Below are 16,931 nucleotides of genomic sequence, written 5' to 3' on the forward strand. Positions count from 1 at the left end.
GTTGCTTGTCCATCACATTCAGAGCGTGTCGAAGATGCATATGACCCAAGTTGATCTGGGGCCGATCGGGAGCGCTTGCGGTGAGATCTCGTTCATCGATGGGGCGCCATCAGACCGCACAGCATCGATAGCAATCCTGGACCGGACCGAACCTCTTGATAATGCGGGTAGGTGCCGGACAATCCACGCGCCACGTCGGCATGTCTGGCAGATCTCGGACATGACATTGACTGGGATGACCAGCGCCGACTGCACGATCGCCTCTTCTCTGGCCAAGGCGCCACTCCAAGGGGGCCGTTCTGCCGCGCCGCTGGCGAACTGAGCCGGGCGCCGGCGCCCCACGTCAGTGCATTCGAGTATTGATCAGCGATTCAGCCGATAGCGAGTTGTTCACGTGACCACCTCCGCTCTTAACGTCACTGGTGCAGGGAAGCCCGTCATGAATATTCCCGGATCTCGGTCGGCGGAAAGTCGTTCCGCGCGCCCTCAAGTGCAGTGGAGCCTGCATTGGGAAAGCGAGCTGCGGCTGGGCGACCATACCGAGCTCGCTGAGTTTTTCCGCGAAAGCTATGGGCCGACCGGTGCTTTTAATGCGCAGCCATTTGAGGGGAGTCGAAGTTGGGCCGGTGCAAGGCCGGAGGTCCGCGTAATTGGTTACGACGCGCACGGCGTAGCTGCTCACATCGGCGCCCTACGCCGCTTCATCAAGATTGACGGGGGCGATCTACTCGTGGCCGAACTGGGACTATATGCGGTGCGTCCGGATCTCGAGGGGCTTGGAATCAGCCACTCAATGCGCGTGATGTATCCTGCGCTGCAGGAGCTCGGGGTTCCGTTCGGCTTTGGTACGGTTCGGCCCGCGCTTGAGAAGCACCTTACCAGACTGATTGGAAGGCAGGGGCTGGCAACCCTCATGTCCGGCATTCGCGTCCGGTCCACCCACGCAGATGTGTATCCCAATTTGCCGCCGGTCCGGATCGAGGACGTTCTCGTGGTGGTGTTCCCGCTCGGACGCCCGATCAGCGAGTGGCCGGCCGGGACGATCATCGACCGGAACGGGCCTGAGCTGTGAAAGGGCTCGTCCCCCTGTCTGCGGTGCGTCGCGACTACGCCGACGTCAGCGCAAGTCGCTGTGTCTATTTGACCTTTGATGATGGGCCAAATCCATTTTGCACGCCCGACGTGCTCGATGTGCTGACGCAACATCGGGTGCCGGCGACGTTCTTCGTTATCGGCACGTACGTGACCGATCAGCCTGAACTCATTCGACGAATGATTGCGCAAGGACACGAGGTTGCAAACCACACGATGACGCATCCGGATCTCTCCAGATGTGAACCAGCGGTGGTTCACGATGAAGTGCTAACGACGAGCAAGGCGATCCGTTCGGCATGCCCGCAGGCTTCGCCCAGGCACATGCGAGCACCCTACGGCTTATGGACCCAAGCGGTGCTCGCTACGACAGCGAGCGCTGGCCTCACAGCTCTGCACTGGTCGGTCGATCCGAGAGATTGGTCGCGCCCAGGCGTCGATAGGATTGTGAATTCAGTGCTGGCGGCCGTTCGTCCAGGCGCAATTGTACTTCTGCACGACGGGTATCCTCCTGGTGAGGAAAGACTCTGCAGCGATGCCACTCTGCGTGATCAGACGGTGATGGCGCTGTCACATCTGATACCGGTTCTGCAACAGCGCGGGTTTGCAATCCGTCCGCTTCCTCAACTTCACTAAACAAAACTGGCCCCAAAATGGACCTGCTCGCTACAACCAGCGCTGTCGCCGTTTCGTCTTATGCGCTGCTCTCAACTGTCTACAAGAGCGCGCAAGCGCTCTATGCTCAGCCGGCGAATACCTCGTCGCTGCAGACCGATCTGGGCCAATCCGAGGTAGCTCTGCCCAGCGTGGACGTCATCGTGCCTTGCTTCAACGAGGACCCGAACACGCTCTCCAAATGTCTCGAGTCGATTGCAGGTCAAGACTACGGTGGAAGACTGCAAGTCTATGTGGTCGACGACGGATCTGCAAATCGCGATGTCGTGGGGCCTGTACACGACCTCTATGCGAACGATCCGAGATTCAGCATCATCCTGCTGGCCAAGAACGTTGGAAAGCGCAAGGCGCAGATCGCCGCTATACGTAGCTCGTCCGGGAACCTGGTGCTCAACGTCGACTCGGATACGATACTAGCCGCTGACGTGGTCAAGAAGCTTGCATTGAAGATGCAGGAGCCGGAAGTCGGCGCCGCCATGGGCCAGTTGATAGCGAGCAACCGCAGCCAAACCTGGCTAACCAAGCTAATCGATATGGAATACTGGCTAGCGTGCAACGAAGAGCGCGCGGCACAGGCTCGCTTCGGTGCAGTCATGTGCTGCTGCGGCCCCTGCGCGATGTATCGTCGCTCCGCCCTCGCTTTGCTGCTTGATCAATACGAAACGCAATTCTTTCGCGGAAAGCCGAGCGATTTTGGCGAGGATCGCCACCTAACTATCCTCATGCTCAAAGCGGGATTTCGAACCGAGTATGTCCCGGATGCCATCGCGGCAACAGTCGTACCCGACAGCCTTGGGCCGTATCTGCGTCAGCAACTCCGTTGGGCACGGAGTACCTTTCGGGACACGTTTCTTGCATTGCGCCTGCTGCCCGAACTCGATGGCTATCTCACGCTAGACGTTGTCGGACAAAATCTCGGCCCTTTACTCCTCGTATTGTCATCACTGGCTGCGCTTGCACAGCTCGCAATCGGCGGTTCGGTGCCCTGGTGGACGGGATTGACAATTGCTGCAATGACAATAATCCGGTGCAGTGTCGCGGCGTTTCGTGCCCGCGAATTGCGCTTTATCGGCTTCTCGCTCCATACGCCCATCAATATATTTATCCTGCTTCCTTTGAAGGCTTATGCGCTTTGTACATTGAGCAATAGCGATTGGTTGTCGCGTAAGCTCGTCAATGTGCCGAGCGCAGGGGACAAGAAGGCCACTATCCCGGCTACTAACACCGGATCGAGCGCTGCAGCTACTGCAGAAATTGTTGAAGCAATTCGCAAGCGGAGGTCGCGCGGTTCCTCGGGCGAGCCGGCGACTGACAATATGTGCGGTGGCGATTGATCGAGCCAATAACAACAGGTTAATCGACCCATGAGACTGGACAAGAACTATCATCTGTTCGAGCGTGATCTTGCTGTTGGTGATCAGTGGCGCCTCGACAGTAACCCGTTGGAACAGGAGCGTTACGCGCAAATGTTTCGGATGTCGCGTTCCAATGGGGATGTTACGCGTGCCCTTGAAGTCGGAGGTGCAGCCTTCGCATTCACGGAAATGCTGGGACCCCACTGCCAGCGAATTACCGTGCAGGATGTCATGCCGCAGGATTAAGCGCGCACGGCAAAGAACGGAGAGGCGGTCATGGTGAGCATGCTTGCGCCAAATGGCGCTCTGGTCTTCGGATTCGCGCGTGATGCTTGTCGACGCTGGGGCCATGCTGCTGAGACGGCGATTGCTCTCTTGAATGAGAGTTTATCCGAATCGAGCGTCAGCACTGCCAGACTGGTTCGGTCGACCAAGATTGCCTGCTCGTTCTGTTCCGGAAGTCGAATAGCTCGTCGAAACAATCAAATTGCGGTCGTTGGGCCGAGGGGCGTATGCGCATCTGCGGCATCAAGTTGACACATGACGGGGCAATTGCTGTCGTCGAGGATAGGCGGCTTGTCTTTTGCACCGAGCAAGAGAAGCGCGGCAATAATCCTCGCTATCAATCCATCGATAATCTCGATGCAGTTGTACTTGCATTGGCGGAGCATGGCCTGGATCCGCGTGATATTGATCAGTTCGTCATCGACGGCGGGGATGGCGAGCGCGAGTCGCAATTCCTGGTCCTCAGTGGGGCCGTGCCGATCGCGCTGAAAGGGGCGCCATATGTCGAGCGCCGTGCTGAGGGCCTTCTTGATTGTGTCGACGGTTTTGGCTTGATCCTTGCCAGCAAGGTGTTTCCCTACAAGAGTTACCCGCACGTCACCGGCCACGTTGCCTCAGCATATAGCACCAGCCCCTTTGCCGTCTCGGGTAGACCCGCGTTCTGTCTGGTATGGGACGGCTGGATCTCTCCACGTCTTTACTATGTTGAACCACAGGGGGGGCGGCTCGTTGGATGCCTGTTTCCGATGATTGGCCACGCCTATGCTGTCGCCGGCCTTCACTTCGGGCCTTACAGGCGGCCGAATCGCACCAATTCGGACTTGGGCATCGCCGGCAAATTGATGGCCTACGTCGCGCTTGGTTCTGCCAACGAAAGCATTGTGGCGGTGTTTCAGGAGCTCTACGACAGGCGCTTCGCGGCGGACACGCAGCAGGCTCGTCGCTATCGCGCGGACATCAACAATGCCGAAGCGTCACTCGCAGCTATGCACGACTTTTTCGAGGCGAGCAGACTGCGCCTCATGGCCGAGCGAGCGGAGGACGTCCTTGCGTCGTTTCATGTGTTCCTGGAACGTCTCCTTATCCGGGAAATCGCAATGGTGTTGCTGCGGCATTCGTCGCTTCCGGGAGCGCGGAATCTATGTATAGCCGGCGGCTGCGGTCTTAACATCAAGTGGAATAGTGCGCTTCGCGCGACGGGACTGTTCGATGACGTCTGGGTGCCGCCATTTCCGAATGACAGCGGCTCGGCAATCGGTGCAGCTTGCAGTGCGCTGGCGGCGCAAGATGGGTTCGTGCCACTGGAATGGTCAGTCTACAGTGGTCCTGCCCTGCAAGCCAGCGAGGTTCCGCCAGAATGGGAGGCCGCGCCGTGCAGTCTGCGCGATCTTGCGGCCATTCTCGCCGACAACGAGCCGGTGATCTTCCTTTCCGGGTGCGCGGAGCTTGGGCCGCGGGCGTTGGGCGGCAGAAGCATTCTTGCGGCCGCGACCTCGCCGGCAATGAAGGATCGTCTCAACGACATCAAGCGCCGCGAATACTTCCGACCGGTGGCGCCGATTTGCCTAGAGGATCGGGCGCCAGAGATATTCAACCCTGGTACGCCGGATCCGTACATGCTGTTCGATCACCAGACTAGGGCGGAATGGCGCGACAAGGTCGCCGCCGTCGTCCATTTGGACGGCTCTGCGCGACTGCAGACAATCTCCCGCAACTCTTCACACAAGATTGCCGAGCTCCTCGTCGAATTTGAGAAACTCACCGGCATTCCGCTGCTCTGCAATACGAGCGCCAATGTTCACGGCCGTGGCGTCTTCCCGGATGTTGCCGCGGCTTGCCAATGGGGACGCGTTGAACATGTGTGGTGTGACGGCCTGCTCTGGACCAAGACGGTCGTAGAGACGCCATCGTCGGCTCAACGACTTCTGCCAACCTAAGGTGAACATGTCCACCGTAGCCATCGACATTGCCGGCGTAAAAAAGTCCTTTGGCGGCAAGATCATCGTCAATGAACTGTCGTTCTCGGTTGCACGCGGAGAGTGCTTTGGCCTGCTCGGGCCTAATGGAGCTGGCAAGAGCACCATTGCGCGTATGCTTCTCGGCATGATTGCGCCGGATGAAGGCAAGGTTACCGTCCTTGATGAGCCCGTGCCTGCACGCGCTCGAGTGGCACGTGTGCGCATCGGCGTGGTGCCGCAGTTCGACAACCTTGAACTCGGGTTTACCGTACGAGAAAACCTGGTGGTATTTGGCAGATACTTCGGCATGAGCGCTCGAAAGATCGAGGCGCTCCTGCCGTCGTTGCTAGAGTTTGCGCGGCTCGAAAGCAAGGTGGATGTGCGCGTCGCCGAGCTGTCAGGTGGCATGAAGCGGCGGCTGACGCTGGCGCGTGCATTGATCAATGACCCGCATCTGCTGGTAATGGACGAGCCGACGACGGGTCTGGATCCGCACGCGCGCCACCTGATCTGGGAACGTCTGCGAGTTTTGTTGGCCCGTGGCAAGACGATCCTACTGACCACTCACTTCATGGAAGAGGCCGAACGTCTATGCGATCGGCTGTGTGTGCTGGAGGATGGACGCAAGATCGCCGAAGGCAAACCGCAAGCGTTGATCGACGAAAAGGTCGGATGCAACGTGATTGAGATCTATGGCGGTCATCCGCAAGAGCTGCGCGAGATACTGAAGCCCTATGTACGTCACCTGGAAGTGAGCGGAGAGACGCTGTTTTGCTATGCGCAATATCCCGAGCAGGTGCGCATCCAGCTGCGCGGGCGAGCGGGTCTGCGCATTCTGCAGCGTCCGGCAAATCTCGAGGACGTGTTCATGCGCCTGACCGGACGCGAGATGGAGAAATGAGTGATGAGTGAAGGTTATGCGGGGGTCCTGCCCGCTAACGCCTACAACTGGGTCGCGGTATGGCGTCGAAATTGCCTGGCATGGAGGAAAGTTGCGCTTGCGTCGGTTCTCGGCAACCTCGCAGATCCTATAACCCATCTTTTTGGCCTTGGCTTCGGCCTCGGTCTCATCGTCGGGCCCGTTGAGGGAACTTCCTACATCGCATTTTTGGCTGCGGGCATGGTTGCGACCAGCGCCATGACTGCCGCAACGTTTGAAACCATGTATGCAACCTTTGCTCGCATGGATGCCAATCGTACCTGGGAAGCAATCCTGTCCACACAGCTTACGCTTGGCGATATCGTTTTAGGCGAATTGGTTTGGGCGGCCAGCAAATCCGTTCTTGCCGGGACGGCAATCGGGCTTGTCGCTGCCACGCTTGGCTATGCGTCTTGGCTTTCCATTTTCTATGCGATGCCGACCGTCGCGCTTACTGGGCTTGTATTCGCCAGCCTGGCAATGGTCGTCATATCTCTTGCGCCAAGTTACGACTACTTCGTGTTTTACCAGACGCTTGTCCTTACCCCTATGGTGTTTCTGTGTGGCGCGGTGTTTCCGATGAGCCAACTGCCTGGCTCATTTCAGCACTTCGCCGACTTGTTGCCGCTAGCGCATTCGGTCGACCTCATTCGCCCCGCGATGCTAGAGCGCGAGGCTGGCGGCGCTTTGTTTCATGTAGGTGCGCTTTGCATATACGCGGTGTTGCCCTTCTTCGTATCGACCGCACTGTTGCGGCGCCGGCTGCTGCGTTGAGGGAAAGAACTAAGATAACCGGGAGAATCCAGCTGATGCAGTCGCACCGTGCTCTCTGATGAGTCGGACAAGGCCCGACCTGCGATGGCAGCAGTTGCAATGCCTGTAAGAGGACGCGATCAAGCCAGGTCCACATCAGCCTGTTCAGTTGATCGATGCGGGGCTCCGGCACTTCAACGGGCTGAGCGCCGTGTCTGGGCGGCGCTGGGAGAACCTTGGGTTGTGCTACGGCCCCGCGCGGCCGACGGAGCGCGATAATACGAAGCAGCTGGAACGGCCATTGGTCGTCCCGTCATGATCAAATGGAGAACGAGATGTTGTGTCTGGGAATATGTGGCGGTCTGGACAGAATTCATGAAAGCTCGCCCGAGCTGCCGAATACCTTCTTGCACGATGGCGCTGCGGTTCTTGTACAGGATGGCCGCGTGATCGCTGCCGTCGAAGAGGAGCGCCTCAATCGAGTTAAGCACTCCAACAAGTTCCCAAGCAACGCGATGCGATACTGTCTTTCGGCTGCGGGAGTCGAGCTTCACCAGATCGATCGCATTGCGTTCTACGCGACTGAGGCGTACTGCAACACTATGCTCGAGCGCCTAGCTGTTTCTCAGCCGCTTCCGCTGGACGCCAAACTGTTGCTGCGACAGCTACTGGCACGGGAGTTCGGTACCGAGGTCGATGCGTCGCGGGTTTCATTCGTAAATCACCATGAAGCGCATGCGGTCAGCGCGTTTGCCATGTCTGGATTCGAGCAAAGCCTCATTTTTTCGGTTGACGGCGGTGGCGATTTTCTCTCGGGCCTATTGGCGGTAGGGTCGGGCACCGGAATGACACAACTTGCACGCTTCCCAGAAAGCAACTCTCTGGGATTGTTCTATCTCGAAACGATCCGTTACCTCGGCTACGGGTTGTTCGACGAGTACAAGGTGATGGGGCTTGCTCCCTACGGGGACCCCACTCCTTATCGCGAGCTGTTCGGACAGCTCTACGAGTTATTGGACAATGGAGACTATCGCGTCCACCTTGACCGCATCGGTCCGGCGCTGCTCCGAAACATCCAGGTCCGACGAAAGGGAATGCCGTTTACCCAGCAGCATCGGGATGTCAGCGCATCGCTGCAGGAAGCTCTGGAGCGGATCGTGTTTCACGTCCTGCTACACTATCGCGAAACGACAGGCATCACGCGTTTGTGCCTAGCTGGAGGGGTAGCCCATAACTGCACCGTCAACGGTAAGCTACTCTATTCCGGCCTTTTCGAAGACATCTTCGTCCAACCCGCGGCCCACGACGCCGGATGCGCGCTTGGCGCCGCATTGATGATGTCGAGCGAGCTGGGCAGGCCAACGCCGCGCGAGCGGCTGTCAGACGTATATTGGGGGCCCGGCCTCGGAAACGAGCAAGCCGTGGAACAGGAGCTCAATGCATGGTCCGGTCATCTCGACATTCAACGATGTGACGACATAGCAGCAAGTGCGGCCGACTGGATGGCAGATGGCGCCGTGATCGGCTGGGTTCAGGGCCGCTCTGAGTTCGGGCCGCGTGCGCTCGGCAACCGGAGCATTCTTGCGGACCCGCGGCCGCCGGAAAACAAGGACCGGATCAACGCAATGGTCAAAAAACGCGAGGGCTATCGTCCGTTTGCGCCATCTGTGCTGGAGGAGAATGCGAACGAGTTCTTCGAGCTCCCTGACGGCAAGCAGGACTTTCCCTTCATGAATTTCGTGGTCCGGGTGCGCGAAGCCCAGCGTAAGGTGCTCGGCGCAATCACGCACGTCGATGGTACCGCTCGGCTGCAAACAGTATCGCGCAAGACAAACCCCGCCTATTGGGATGTTATCAATGCGTTTAAAAAGCGTACTGGCATCCCAGTGCTTCTGAATACGTCATTCAACAACAATGCCGAGCCGATCGTGGATTCGGTTGCAGACGCTATCACGACATTTTTGACGACCGACCTAGACGGACTTGTTGCGGGGCCGTTCCTCGTCAAGAAGCGAGCGGCAAGGCTGCAGGATTGGGGTGCGCTAAGCGTTTCATTGCCGCCTTATGCGTCCCTTCATCGCGTTCGCTCCTACACCGCGGCAGATCGCCAGGAAACGGTCTGCGAGATCCGTACGGGACCTTCGGGCCGCGACAGCATACGCATTTCACATGAGTTATTCGAGCTGCTGATGCGGATCGAGGGCGAGGCGCCGCTTGGCTGGCTTCTAGACACGACCATGGCCGATCACGACAAGCGTGAAGATATCGTGAAGGAACTGCGGCTCGCGTGGGAGCAGCGCTGTGTTCGGCTGCGTCCACCGCGTGCGGCCTGCGACTGCAATAAAAGGAAAAGTGAAGCGCAGGCTGAGCTCACGAATGACCCTGGCAATGCATGCGTGGCGGGACCGGGATAGGGCGAAACGGTATCGGACCGAAATCGGGTACGTCGGCGCAGCGTCTCTGAATGGAAGTGCAATCGGAAAGCATTCAGAGAACATCTTCCATCAGAGGCACGCCGCCATGAAATTCTACCGACGCAGCTCGCCGGCATCACGAGTGCCTCCGATGACAACGGATGCGATCACACGAGATGCATCTATAATGACGTCTTATGTCCACCCAGGAGCCCGGAACGAGGCAATGCGTATGGTTAGCGGTTTAAAGAGCGGTCGGTTCGTTGTTTCCAGGCGAAGGACCGGGTTCGGCGACTGCCTGTGGTCGCTGGCGGCAGCTTGGCGCTTTGCACAGCGGACCGATCGGACGCTGGCAATCGATTGGCGCGGATCCTGTTATCTCGATCAGCCATTCACCAATGCCTTCCCAGTCTTTTTCGAACCAGTTCACGATATTGCTGGGGTACCGATCATCTGCGACGACCAGATCAACCACCGCTCATTCCCGGGCCGTTCTTCCCGGGATGGTGGAACAAGCCATCCATCGACTGCGTCTATCGGCCGGATCAGCAAATTTTCCGCGAGCGCGACGAGCTCGATCAACTGTTCCAAAATGAGGAAGATAGTGACGCTAACACGGTTGTGTGTGACGCCTGTCTGATGTGGCGCTGCGATCAGGAGGCCGAACGAGAGATCTTTCGCAACATTAAACCGCGATCTGAAATTCTGGCACGGATTGAGGCCATTTACCGCAAGCAGTTTGAGCCGTACAGCATCATCGGCGTTCATGTTCGACACGGCAACGGCGAGGATATTATGGGGCATGCTCCCTATTGGGCCGATCCGGAGCGCGCCCTGCGGCAGGTCTGTCGTGCCATCGAAAGGGCCAGGGGGTTGCCGTACGCCAAGCCTGCGAGGGTGTTCCTGTGTACGGACAGTGCGCTCGTTCTTGAGAAGGTTTCGGCCTTATTTCCTGATGTTTTCACGATTCCAAAACGTTTCCAGGCCCTTCAGGCTGGGCCTCTGCACAGCGCCGCGCTCGGAGCCGAGGGCGGGTTTTCAGCCCTTATCGAGATGTATCTCCTTGCGCGCTGCGACACTGTAATTCGCTTTCCCCCGACGAGCGCCTTCACGCGCTATGCGCGTCTCTTTGTGCCACGTGTGATAGAGTTCGACCTGAACGATCCGGGCCGATTGATCTTAACCGATGAAACCTCGCAAGAGCTCGTGGGTTTGTGAAAATCATAGCCCGTCTCATCGACCAGATGGCCGCGTTTTGCATCCGGCAGTACTGGCACTATTTCTCCAGACGGCAATTCATAGCCCAACCTGAGGATCCGACGCGACTTTTCATTGAAGAGGAGAAGAAAAGCGCTGGCTCGCCACCATCCGGTGAAGCGCAACTTGGATGAGAGAGCGCTTGTAGTGCTGCCACCGTGCCTACAGGTGGAACACGCCGGTGTCTTCGTCTCGCACCCGTAGAGTGGAAGCTGTCGCTGCTGCCCGATCGCAGGTCAAGCTGTCTGTCGAGCGGCGCGTTCGCCGCGGCGGTCGTCCTCTCGCTCGAGCGCGCTGGTGCACTCAGAGTCGATTATGTGGAACGTCTCGCTAGGCGTTCAGTCCCCGGCTCGCGGTCCCGACATCAATTGACGCGCTGCTGCTGTACAGGATGGTGATCAAATCAGCGCTAGAGCATTTCATTGCTTAACTGAATCGGAGGGGATTCCGGTTTTTGGCGGTTTATGATTCAAGATGCTGACTGGATTGGAGGCCAGCATCGCATGACCCGACCTCTTTCCCTGGATCTTCGCGAGCGTGTGGTGGCGTCGGTTTTAGCGGACGAGAGCTGCCGATCTGTGGCGGAACGGTTTGGTGTTGCGGTCTCGTCGGTTGTGAAGTGGTCACAGCGGCAGCGGGCGACCGGCTCGGTTGCACCTGGCAAGATGGGCGGTCACCGCAAGCCCGTGCTTGATCCGCATCGTGCCTTCATTGTCGAGCGGATCACTCAGACGCCGCACCTGACGCTGCATGGTCTGAAGGCGGAACTGGCAGCTCGGGGGGGCAAGGTCTCACACAACGCGGTCTGGCTGTTCCTGCGCCGGGAAGGACTGCGGTTCAAAAAAACACTGTTCGCCCTCGAACAAGCGCGCGCCGACGTCTCTCGTAGGCGCCAGCGTTGGCAATCCTGGCAGGCCGGACTTGATCCGGGCCGGCTGGTGTTTATCGATGAGAGTGTGCTGCAGACAGCGGAAGGAGTTCAACATGAACTAAAACCGATTGTGAAGCTGCGGGAAAGATGGGGGCTGGCCCTCCGAGATCGGCTTTCAGGAGCGGGTCTCAAACCAGTCCGAGCTGCTGCGGTAAATAGCCGTGGTGGCGAGCGTCGGATCAAAAGTTCGGATCAAACCGAGCAGGTGAGTGTCCGAAAGACGAATGAAAGTGAACCCTTCGAGGACGCGTCGTTATGAATCCAAGCGTCGTCAAAACCAGGATCGTTTCGTCATCCTGGGACAAGTCCGCCAGATGCCTGATGACCGGGCGGACGGCGACCGGCGTAGAGGGGGCGTGAGTCGGACACAGGCTTTCGCGCGGAACTGCAGGAACCAGGCTCTTGATGCCAAGGGAGAAGCGCAAGCGGCGCCAACCGTGAGGCGAGAGTACCGATGCAAGAGACTGGGGCGGACCGATCCGTAGGAGCGTTGAGGGCCCTGTAATGGGGCCGGAGCAAAGGGATCGGGTCAGGTAGTCGTACTCTTGAACCAACTGGAAACAGGATGACTTCGAACGGTGCGATAAACAAGCCGTTCTCGATCGAGAAGCGGCGAGTGTACGAAGCGTACAAGGCGGTCAAATCCAAGGCGGTGCGGCCGGAGTGGACGGACAGACCTTGGAGATGTTCGAGACAGATCTGGCAGGGAATCTCTACAAGATCTGGAATCGGATGTCGTCAGGGACCTACTTTCCACCTCCAGTGCGCGCCGTCTCCATTCCAAAGAAGACGGGCGGCGAAAGGATTTTAGGTGTGCCCACTATCAGCGATCGGATCGCGCAGATGGTGGTCAAACAGATGATTGAGCCGGAACTGGAATCCATCTTCCTGCAGGACTCTTACGGATACAGGCCGGGAAAATCGGCTCTGGACGCCGTGGGCGTCACGCGTCAGCGGTGCTGGAAGTATGATTGGGGTCCTGGAGTTCGACATCAAAGGATTGTTTGACAATCTTCCGCATGATCTTCTGCTGAAGGCGGTCCGGAGACACGTGCAATGCAAATGGGCGCTGCTCTACATCGAAAGATGGCTGACGGCGTCAATGGAAAAGGACGGGAAGCTTGTTGAGCGGAGCCGCGGAACCCCGCAAGGGGGCGTGATCAGCCCAATACTGGCCAATCTGTTCCTGCATTATACGTTCGATCTATGGATGGCGCGGACACATCCCGACCTCCCTTGGTGTCGGTATGCCGACGACGGACTGGTGCACTGCCGGACCGAGCAAGAAGCAGAGGCCATTAGGGCGGAGCTTCAAGCGAGGTTGGAGGTGTGCGGACTTCAGATGCACCCGACAAAGACGCAGATCGTCTATTGCATGGACAACAGGCGTCGGCGAACGTATCAGAGGGTCAAGTTTGACTTTCTCGGATATCAGTTCAGGCCGCGGCAGGTGGCAACGTCACAGCGGAAGGAACTCTTTTGTGGAGAGCTATCGCTGAAAGTTGGTGACGGCGGGAATCGGGAAGGCGGCATATCGTGGGGGTGCTTGACGCCTCCACTTCTCCACCGAAGGAGCGATATGCCGTGTCCAAAGATAACATCATCAAGTTGATTCAGCCAGGAAACGTCGACGATCAACTCACCGAAATCTTGCGCAATGGGGCGCGTGCTCTGTTGGCCCAGGCGGTCGAGGCCGAGGTCGCGGACTTTCTCGGCAAGCATGCCGATTTGAAGACTGCGGACGGCCACCAGCGCTCGTGCGCCACGGTCACCTGCCGGAACGCGAGGTGATGGATGGTATCGGTCCGGTCGGCGTCCGCCAGCCGCGTGTACGCGATCGCGAGGCGGAGGCTACCGATCCCGACCGCATCCGGTTCTCTCCGTCGATCCTGCCGCCCTACATGCGCCGCTCGAAATCGATCGAGACGCTGCTGCCGATCCTTTACCTGAAGGGTATCTCCACCGGCGACTTCTCCGAGGCTCTGGCGGCGCTGCTCGGCAAGGATGCTGCCGGGTTGTCGGCATCGGCCGTCTGAAGGACGGTTGGCTTGACGAACACACCGCGTGGCAGAGGCGCGATCTGTCGGCGAAGCGCTACGTCTACATCTGGGCCGATGGCATCCATCTCCAAGCACGCCTCGAAGACGAAAAGCAGTGCATCCTGGTGCTGATCGGCGCGACGCCGGAAGGCCGCAAGGAACTGGTCGGCTTCACCGATGGCGCCCGCGAGAGCGCGCAGGACTGGCGCGATCTGCTGCTCGACCTGAAGCGGCGCGGGCTCGGCGTGCCGCCGCGGCTCACCATCGCCGACCGCCGACGGCGCGCTCGGGTTCTGGAAGGCCGCCGGCGAGGTCTGGCCGAAAACGCGCGAGCAGCGCTGCTGGGTACACAAGACCGCCAACGTGATCGCCAAGTTGCCGAAGAGCCAGCAGCCTAAAGCCAAACGCGCGTTGCAGGAGAGCTGGATGGCCGAAACCAAGGCCGCCGCCGAGCTGGCGTTCGACGCCTTCATCGAGAGCTATACGCCCAAATACGAGAAGGCGGCCGACTGCCTGAGCAAGGATCGGGACACGCTACTGGCGTTCTACGACTTCCCGGCCGAACACTGGAAACACCTGCGGACCACCAATCCCATTGAAAGCACCTTCGCTACCGTGCGCCACCGCACGATCCGATCGAAGGGCTGCCTGTCCAACAGAACGGCGCTCGCGATGGTCTTCAAACTGCTTGAGGCCGCGCAGAAAAGCCGGCGTCGTCTCGATGGCCACAACCAGTTGCCAAAACTCGTTCTCGGTGTGACATTCAACGACGGGATCGAGGTCATCGCCAAACCGACTGACCGTCAGCCCATAACCGCCGCCGCCTGACCGGCCGCGCCGTCACCAAAATTTGGCGATAGCTCTTTTGTGGATACACCCCGGCGGTCAGTCCGACAGCTTTGAAGGCCATGCGAACAACGATCCGAAGCTTGCACATTCCCCGGCAAACGCCGGGGACGCTGGCTGAGATTGCCCAACAGATCAATCCGCTCCTCCGGGGGTGGATAGGTTATTATGGTCGGTTCAGCCGTTCAGCGCTGTTCTCTCTGGTCGACTACGTCAATCAGAAGCTGAAGGCGTGGATCATGCGAAAGTACAAGCGCTTCCGGCTCCACAAAACCGGTGCTTCGCTGTTCTTGCGAAAGCTGGCTCGGAATAACGCGGAGCTGTTCGTACACTGGCAGTTCTTCGGAACGACCACGTTCACCTGACGGGAGCGGTGTGAACCGAGAGGTTCACGCACCGTTCTGCGAGAGGCCGGGGGTGAAAATCCCCCGGCCTACTCACCCTTGGATCAAGACCAACATGGCTCCTTTGCGGGGCTGGGGCCCCAAGGGCGCACGCCTGCGCGGCTTCGCCCCGCACGGTCACCGGCGTACCCTCACATTCCTCGACGCGCTCCGCCATGACCAACTCACGGCACCCTGCGTCTTCGGCGGCCCGGTCAACGGCGAATGCTTCTGCGCTTATGTGAAGCACCTTCTCCTGCCAACCCTGCGCGAAGGCGACATCGTCATTCTCGACAACCTCGGAAGCCACAAGTCGAAAGCTGTCAGGCAGATGATCCAGGCTGCTGGCGCCAGGCCCTGGTACCTGCCGCCATACTCGCCCGACCTCAACCCGATCGAACAGGCCTTCTCCAAGATCAAACACTGGATGCGGCAGGCTCAGAGGCGCACCGTCGAAGACACTTGGCGCCAAATCGGTCACCTCGTTCAGGACATCCAGCCTCGCGAATGCGCAAACTACTTCGCAAACGCCGGTTATGCTTCAGTCAAAATGTGAAACGCTCTAGACTGTCGTCATCTACCTCGCCGCAAGTCGATCACCTGCGCCATCGGAGATTAAGCGCGTGATCAAGCGCGTGCCATGAATTCTGCAGGTCGAGGCGGACTGAAGGGACGCATTGCAACGTACGCAGGTCGGAAAGTCGACAAAGGCGACACAATTATAGTGCAAACGGCCGCCTATTAGCTGGCACGAAGAATGCAGGCACTCGGTAGCCCAGGCTTCTCCTCCTGGGTAGGTTCAGCATTGCAAGTTGAGGCTGTGGCTAGCCACCGAAGTTAGCGGCGCGTGACACAAAGGGGACTACGCCTGCTCGCGCGGGACACCAGCGGGCGCCCCCGTCACGTCGCCGCTAACTTCATGCGATCGCACATAGCGCGTTGAAGTTACCCGCCTCGGAATTGATGTGTGTGGATGAAAGCGAGACGAGCCGACAACTATGAAGCGTAAAACGGTTGGAAGACATGTGCTTTGGTTCTGTCTCATTCGATCGCTGATCTGCCACGCCGAGCTGGCCACGACGAGCAACAGTGTTCGCGCCAACGACAACGCCCTTGTCGAACGGGTCAGGTCAACATGGCGAGCGCAGGACGGCGAGACCATAGAACAAATTACCTCCAAAGTCTCGAAGGTGGCGCAGTTCGTCACTCAAACGTGGGGGGTCGCTGAAGGAGTTGACCGAACTGAATACGTGTATCTGTCGTGGACAAGGCACCACGAGCGTGCATCAGACGAAGTGTACGTTATCACCTGGAAGGTCGCATCTGACGGAGGCATTGAAGTGGCGTCGACATATGCAAAGCCCATTGAACTGGGCTGGCACGCCTTTGCGCTCTCGCTGATCGCGGGTGAAATCGCAGATGGCGAAAGGACCGCTAATCTTCACTTTCTGCATGATCCGGCCAACTTCAACTTCGTGAAGACGGCGCAAGGCAAGCTCGGCAATCTTCTGCGGCGCGGCCGCTGCAGCATCATAGAACCCGTTGTAGTGGATTACGTGCCGAAGCCGAATGAGAATGCGACCGATAAGGGTGACATGTGGCGTGTCCTGCTTTTGGTGAACTGTAACATTCCAGGGCCGCGCTATTTTACCCGCAACGGGGTCATCACCTTCGAGAAGCGGGCGCGACGAGATTGGGAGCCGCAATCCTTCTTTGCCAAGCGCATCGCGGCATTCCCTCCGGGCTCTTGGTTCGATCGCATAGAGCCAGATGAACATGACGCATTGGAGAAGGCGCGAAAGGCCTCGGCAAATGGCCCCACAAATCATGATCCCAGCATAACTCCTTGATACTGAGCGCCACGGAGCAGCCATGCGGTCTGCACTTAGCGCATTCTGTTACTCACGCGGACGTAGATGGCCTCCTGCCGGTAGAGCGGTTGGCCATCGGCATATTTGGCGACGGCGATCTGGGCTAAAAGCGCTTCGGTCGGAATGCCTCCTTCAATGATATGGACCGGGGCC

Annotated in this window: 11 protein-coding genes and 6 pseudogenes; 16 read left to right on the forward strand and 1 reads right to left on the reverse strand. The window is 58.6% G+C overall.

Annotated features, from left to right (window positions below):
- Nucleotides 1–439: 439 nt before the first annotated feature.
- The 16 genes and pseudogenes from HU230_RS40575 to HU230_RS40645 all read left to right on the forward strand — a co-directional run bounded on the left by HU230_RS40575 (nt 440) and on the right by HU230_RS40645 (nt 16,757).
- A complete protein-coding gene (locus tag HU230_RS40575) occupies nt 440–1,072 on the forward strand; it encodes a NodA family N-acyltransferase (protein ID WP_173640802.1) in 633 nt (210 codons plus the stop codon).
- A complete protein-coding gene (gene nodB / locus HU230_RS40580; RefSeq protein ID WP_166104841.1) occupies nt 1,069–1,728 on the forward strand; it encodes a chitooligosaccharide deacetylase NodB in 660 nt (219 codons plus the stop codon). The genes HU230_RS40575 and nodB overlap by 4 nt, the downstream gene beginning before the upstream one ends.
- 17 nt (nt 1,729–1,745) lie before the next feature.
- Nucleotides 1,746–3,101 (forward strand): chitooligosaccharide synthase NodC, encoded by a 1,356-nt coding sequence (gene nodC / locus HU230_RS40585; protein WP_173640803.1) that lies wholly within the window; start codon nt 1,746–1,748, stop codon nt 3,099–3,101.
- 30 nt (nt 3,102–3,131) lie between these two features.
- The gene (locus tag HU230_RS43930) at nt 3,132–3,368 is read left to right on the forward strand and encodes an SAM-dependent methyltransferase (RefSeq protein ID WP_321576394.1); all 237 of its coding nucleotides are present in this window, start codon (nt 3,132–3,134) and stop codon (nt 3,366–3,368) included.
- A 39-nt stretch (nt 3,369–3,407) separates the two neighbouring features.
- The gene (locus HU230_RS43935) at nt 3,408–3,659 is read left to right on the forward strand and encodes an SAM-dependent methyltransferase (RefSeq protein ID WP_321576691.1); all 252 of its coding nucleotides are present in this window, start codon (nt 3,408–3,410) and stop codon (nt 3,657–3,659) included.
- Nucleotides 3,635–5,344, forward strand: a complete 1,710-nt coding sequence (nodU, locus tag HU230_RS40595) for a nodulation protein NodU (RefSeq protein ID WP_173642974.1) — start codon at nt 3,635–3,637, stop codon at nt 5,342–5,344. The genes HU230_RS43935 and nodU overlap by 25 nt, the downstream gene beginning before the upstream one ends.
- 1 nt (nt 5,345) lies before the next feature.
- Entirely contained in the window at nt 5,346–6,266 is a 921-nt protein-coding gene (gene nodI, locus HU230_RS40600) for a nodulation factor ABC transporter ATP-binding protein NodI (protein WP_224580964.1), read from the forward strand.
- A 3-nt stretch (nt 6,267–6,269) separates the two neighbouring features.
- Nucleotides 6,270–7,058: an ABC transporter permease gene (locus HU230_RS40605; RefSeq protein ID WP_166104829.1), complete on the forward strand. Its 789-nt coding sequence runs from the start codon at nt 6,270–6,272 to the stop codon at nt 7,056–7,058.
- 314 nt (nt 7,059–7,372) lie between these two features.
- Nucleotides 7,373–9,451, forward strand: a complete 2,079-nt coding sequence (locus HU230_RS40610) for a carbamoyltransferase family protein (RefSeq protein ID WP_173642975.1) — start codon at nt 7,373–7,375, stop codon at nt 9,449–9,451.
- 106 nt (nt 9,452–9,557) lie between these two features.
- A pseudogene (locus HU230_RS40615) lies at nt 9,558–10,669 on the forward strand (nodulation protein NodZ).
- Between the two features lie 542 nt (nt 10,670–11,211).
- Nucleotides 11,212–11,676 (forward strand): annotated as a pseudogene (locus tag HU230_RS40620) (transposase); the annotation flags it as partial.
- Between the two features lie 528 nt (nt 11,677–12,204).
- A pseudogene (gene ltrA, locus HU230_RS43940) lies at nt 12,205–13,125 on the forward strand (group II intron reverse transcriptase/maturase); the annotation flags it as partial.
- Between the two features lie 98 nt (nt 13,126–13,223).
- Nucleotides 13,224–14,506 (forward strand): annotated as a pseudogene (locus tag HU230_RS40630) (IS256 family transposase).
- A gap of 80 nt (nt 14,507–14,586) precedes the next feature.
- Nucleotides 14,587–14,889 (forward strand): group II intron maturase-specific domain-containing protein, encoded by a 303-nt coding sequence (locus HU230_RS40635; protein WP_224924229.1) that lies wholly within the window; start codon nt 14,587–14,589, stop codon nt 14,887–14,889.
- A gap of 79 nt (nt 14,890–14,968) precedes the next feature.
- A pseudogene (locus tag HU230_RS40640) lies at nt 14,969–15,463 on the forward strand (IS630 family transposase); the annotation flags it as partial.
- Between the two features lie 442 nt (nt 15,464–15,905).
- On the forward strand, nt 15,906–16,757 hold the full coding sequence (locus HU230_RS40645; RefSeq protein ID WP_176533549.1) for a nodulate formation efficiency C protein: 852 nt from the start codon (nt 15,906–15,908) through the stop codon (nt 16,755–16,757).
- Between the two features lie 56 nt (nt 16,758–16,813).
- Here HU230_RS40645 and HU230_RS44260 read toward each other — a convergent pair.
- A pseudogene (locus HU230_RS44260) lies at nt 16,814–16,930 on the reverse strand (IS66 family transposase); the annotation flags it as partial.
- Nucleotide 16,931 lies beyond the last annotated feature (1 nt).

The sequence above is a fragment of the Bradyrhizobium quebecense genome, from assembly GCF_013373795.3.
Classification (GTDB): domain Bacteria; phylum Pseudomonadota; class Alphaproteobacteria; order Rhizobiales; family Xanthobacteraceae; genus Bradyrhizobium; species Bradyrhizobium quebecense.

Coding starts and splice junctions, on each gene's coding strand:
- HU230_RS40605 (WP_166104829.1), top strand. CDS start 6,270: ATGAGTGAAGGTTATGCGGGGGTCCTGCCCGCTAACGCCTACAACTGG.
- HU230_RS40610 (WP_173642975.1), top strand. CDS start 7,373: ATGTTGTGTCTGGGAATATGTGGCGGTCTGGACAGAATTCATGAAAGC.
- HU230_RS43930 (WP_321576394.1), top strand. CDS start 3,132: ATGAGACTGGACAAGAACTATCATCTGTTCGAGCGTGATCTTGCTGTT.
- HU230_RS43935 (WP_321576691.1), top strand. CDS start 3,408: ATGCTTGCGCCAAATGGCGCTCTGGTCTTCGGATTCGCGCGTGATGCT.
- nodC (WP_173640803.1), top strand. CDS start 1,746: ATGGACCTGCTCGCTACAACCAGCGCTGTCGCCGTTTCGTCTTATGCG.
- nodU (WP_173642974.1), top strand. CDS start 3,635: ATGCGCATCTGCGGCATCAAGTTGACACATGACGGGGCAATTGCTGTC.
- HU230_RS40645 (WP_176533549.1), top strand. CDS start 15,906: ATGAAGCGTAAAACGGTTGGAAGACATGTGCTTTGGTTCTGTCTCATT.
- HU230_RS40635 (WP_224924229.1), top strand. CDS start 14,587: ATGCGAACAACGATCCGAAGCTTGCACATTCCCCGGCAAACGCCGGGG.
- HU230_RS40575 (WP_173640802.1), top strand. CDS start 440: ATGAATATTCCCGGATCTCGGTCGGCGGAAAGTCGTTCCGCGCGCCCT.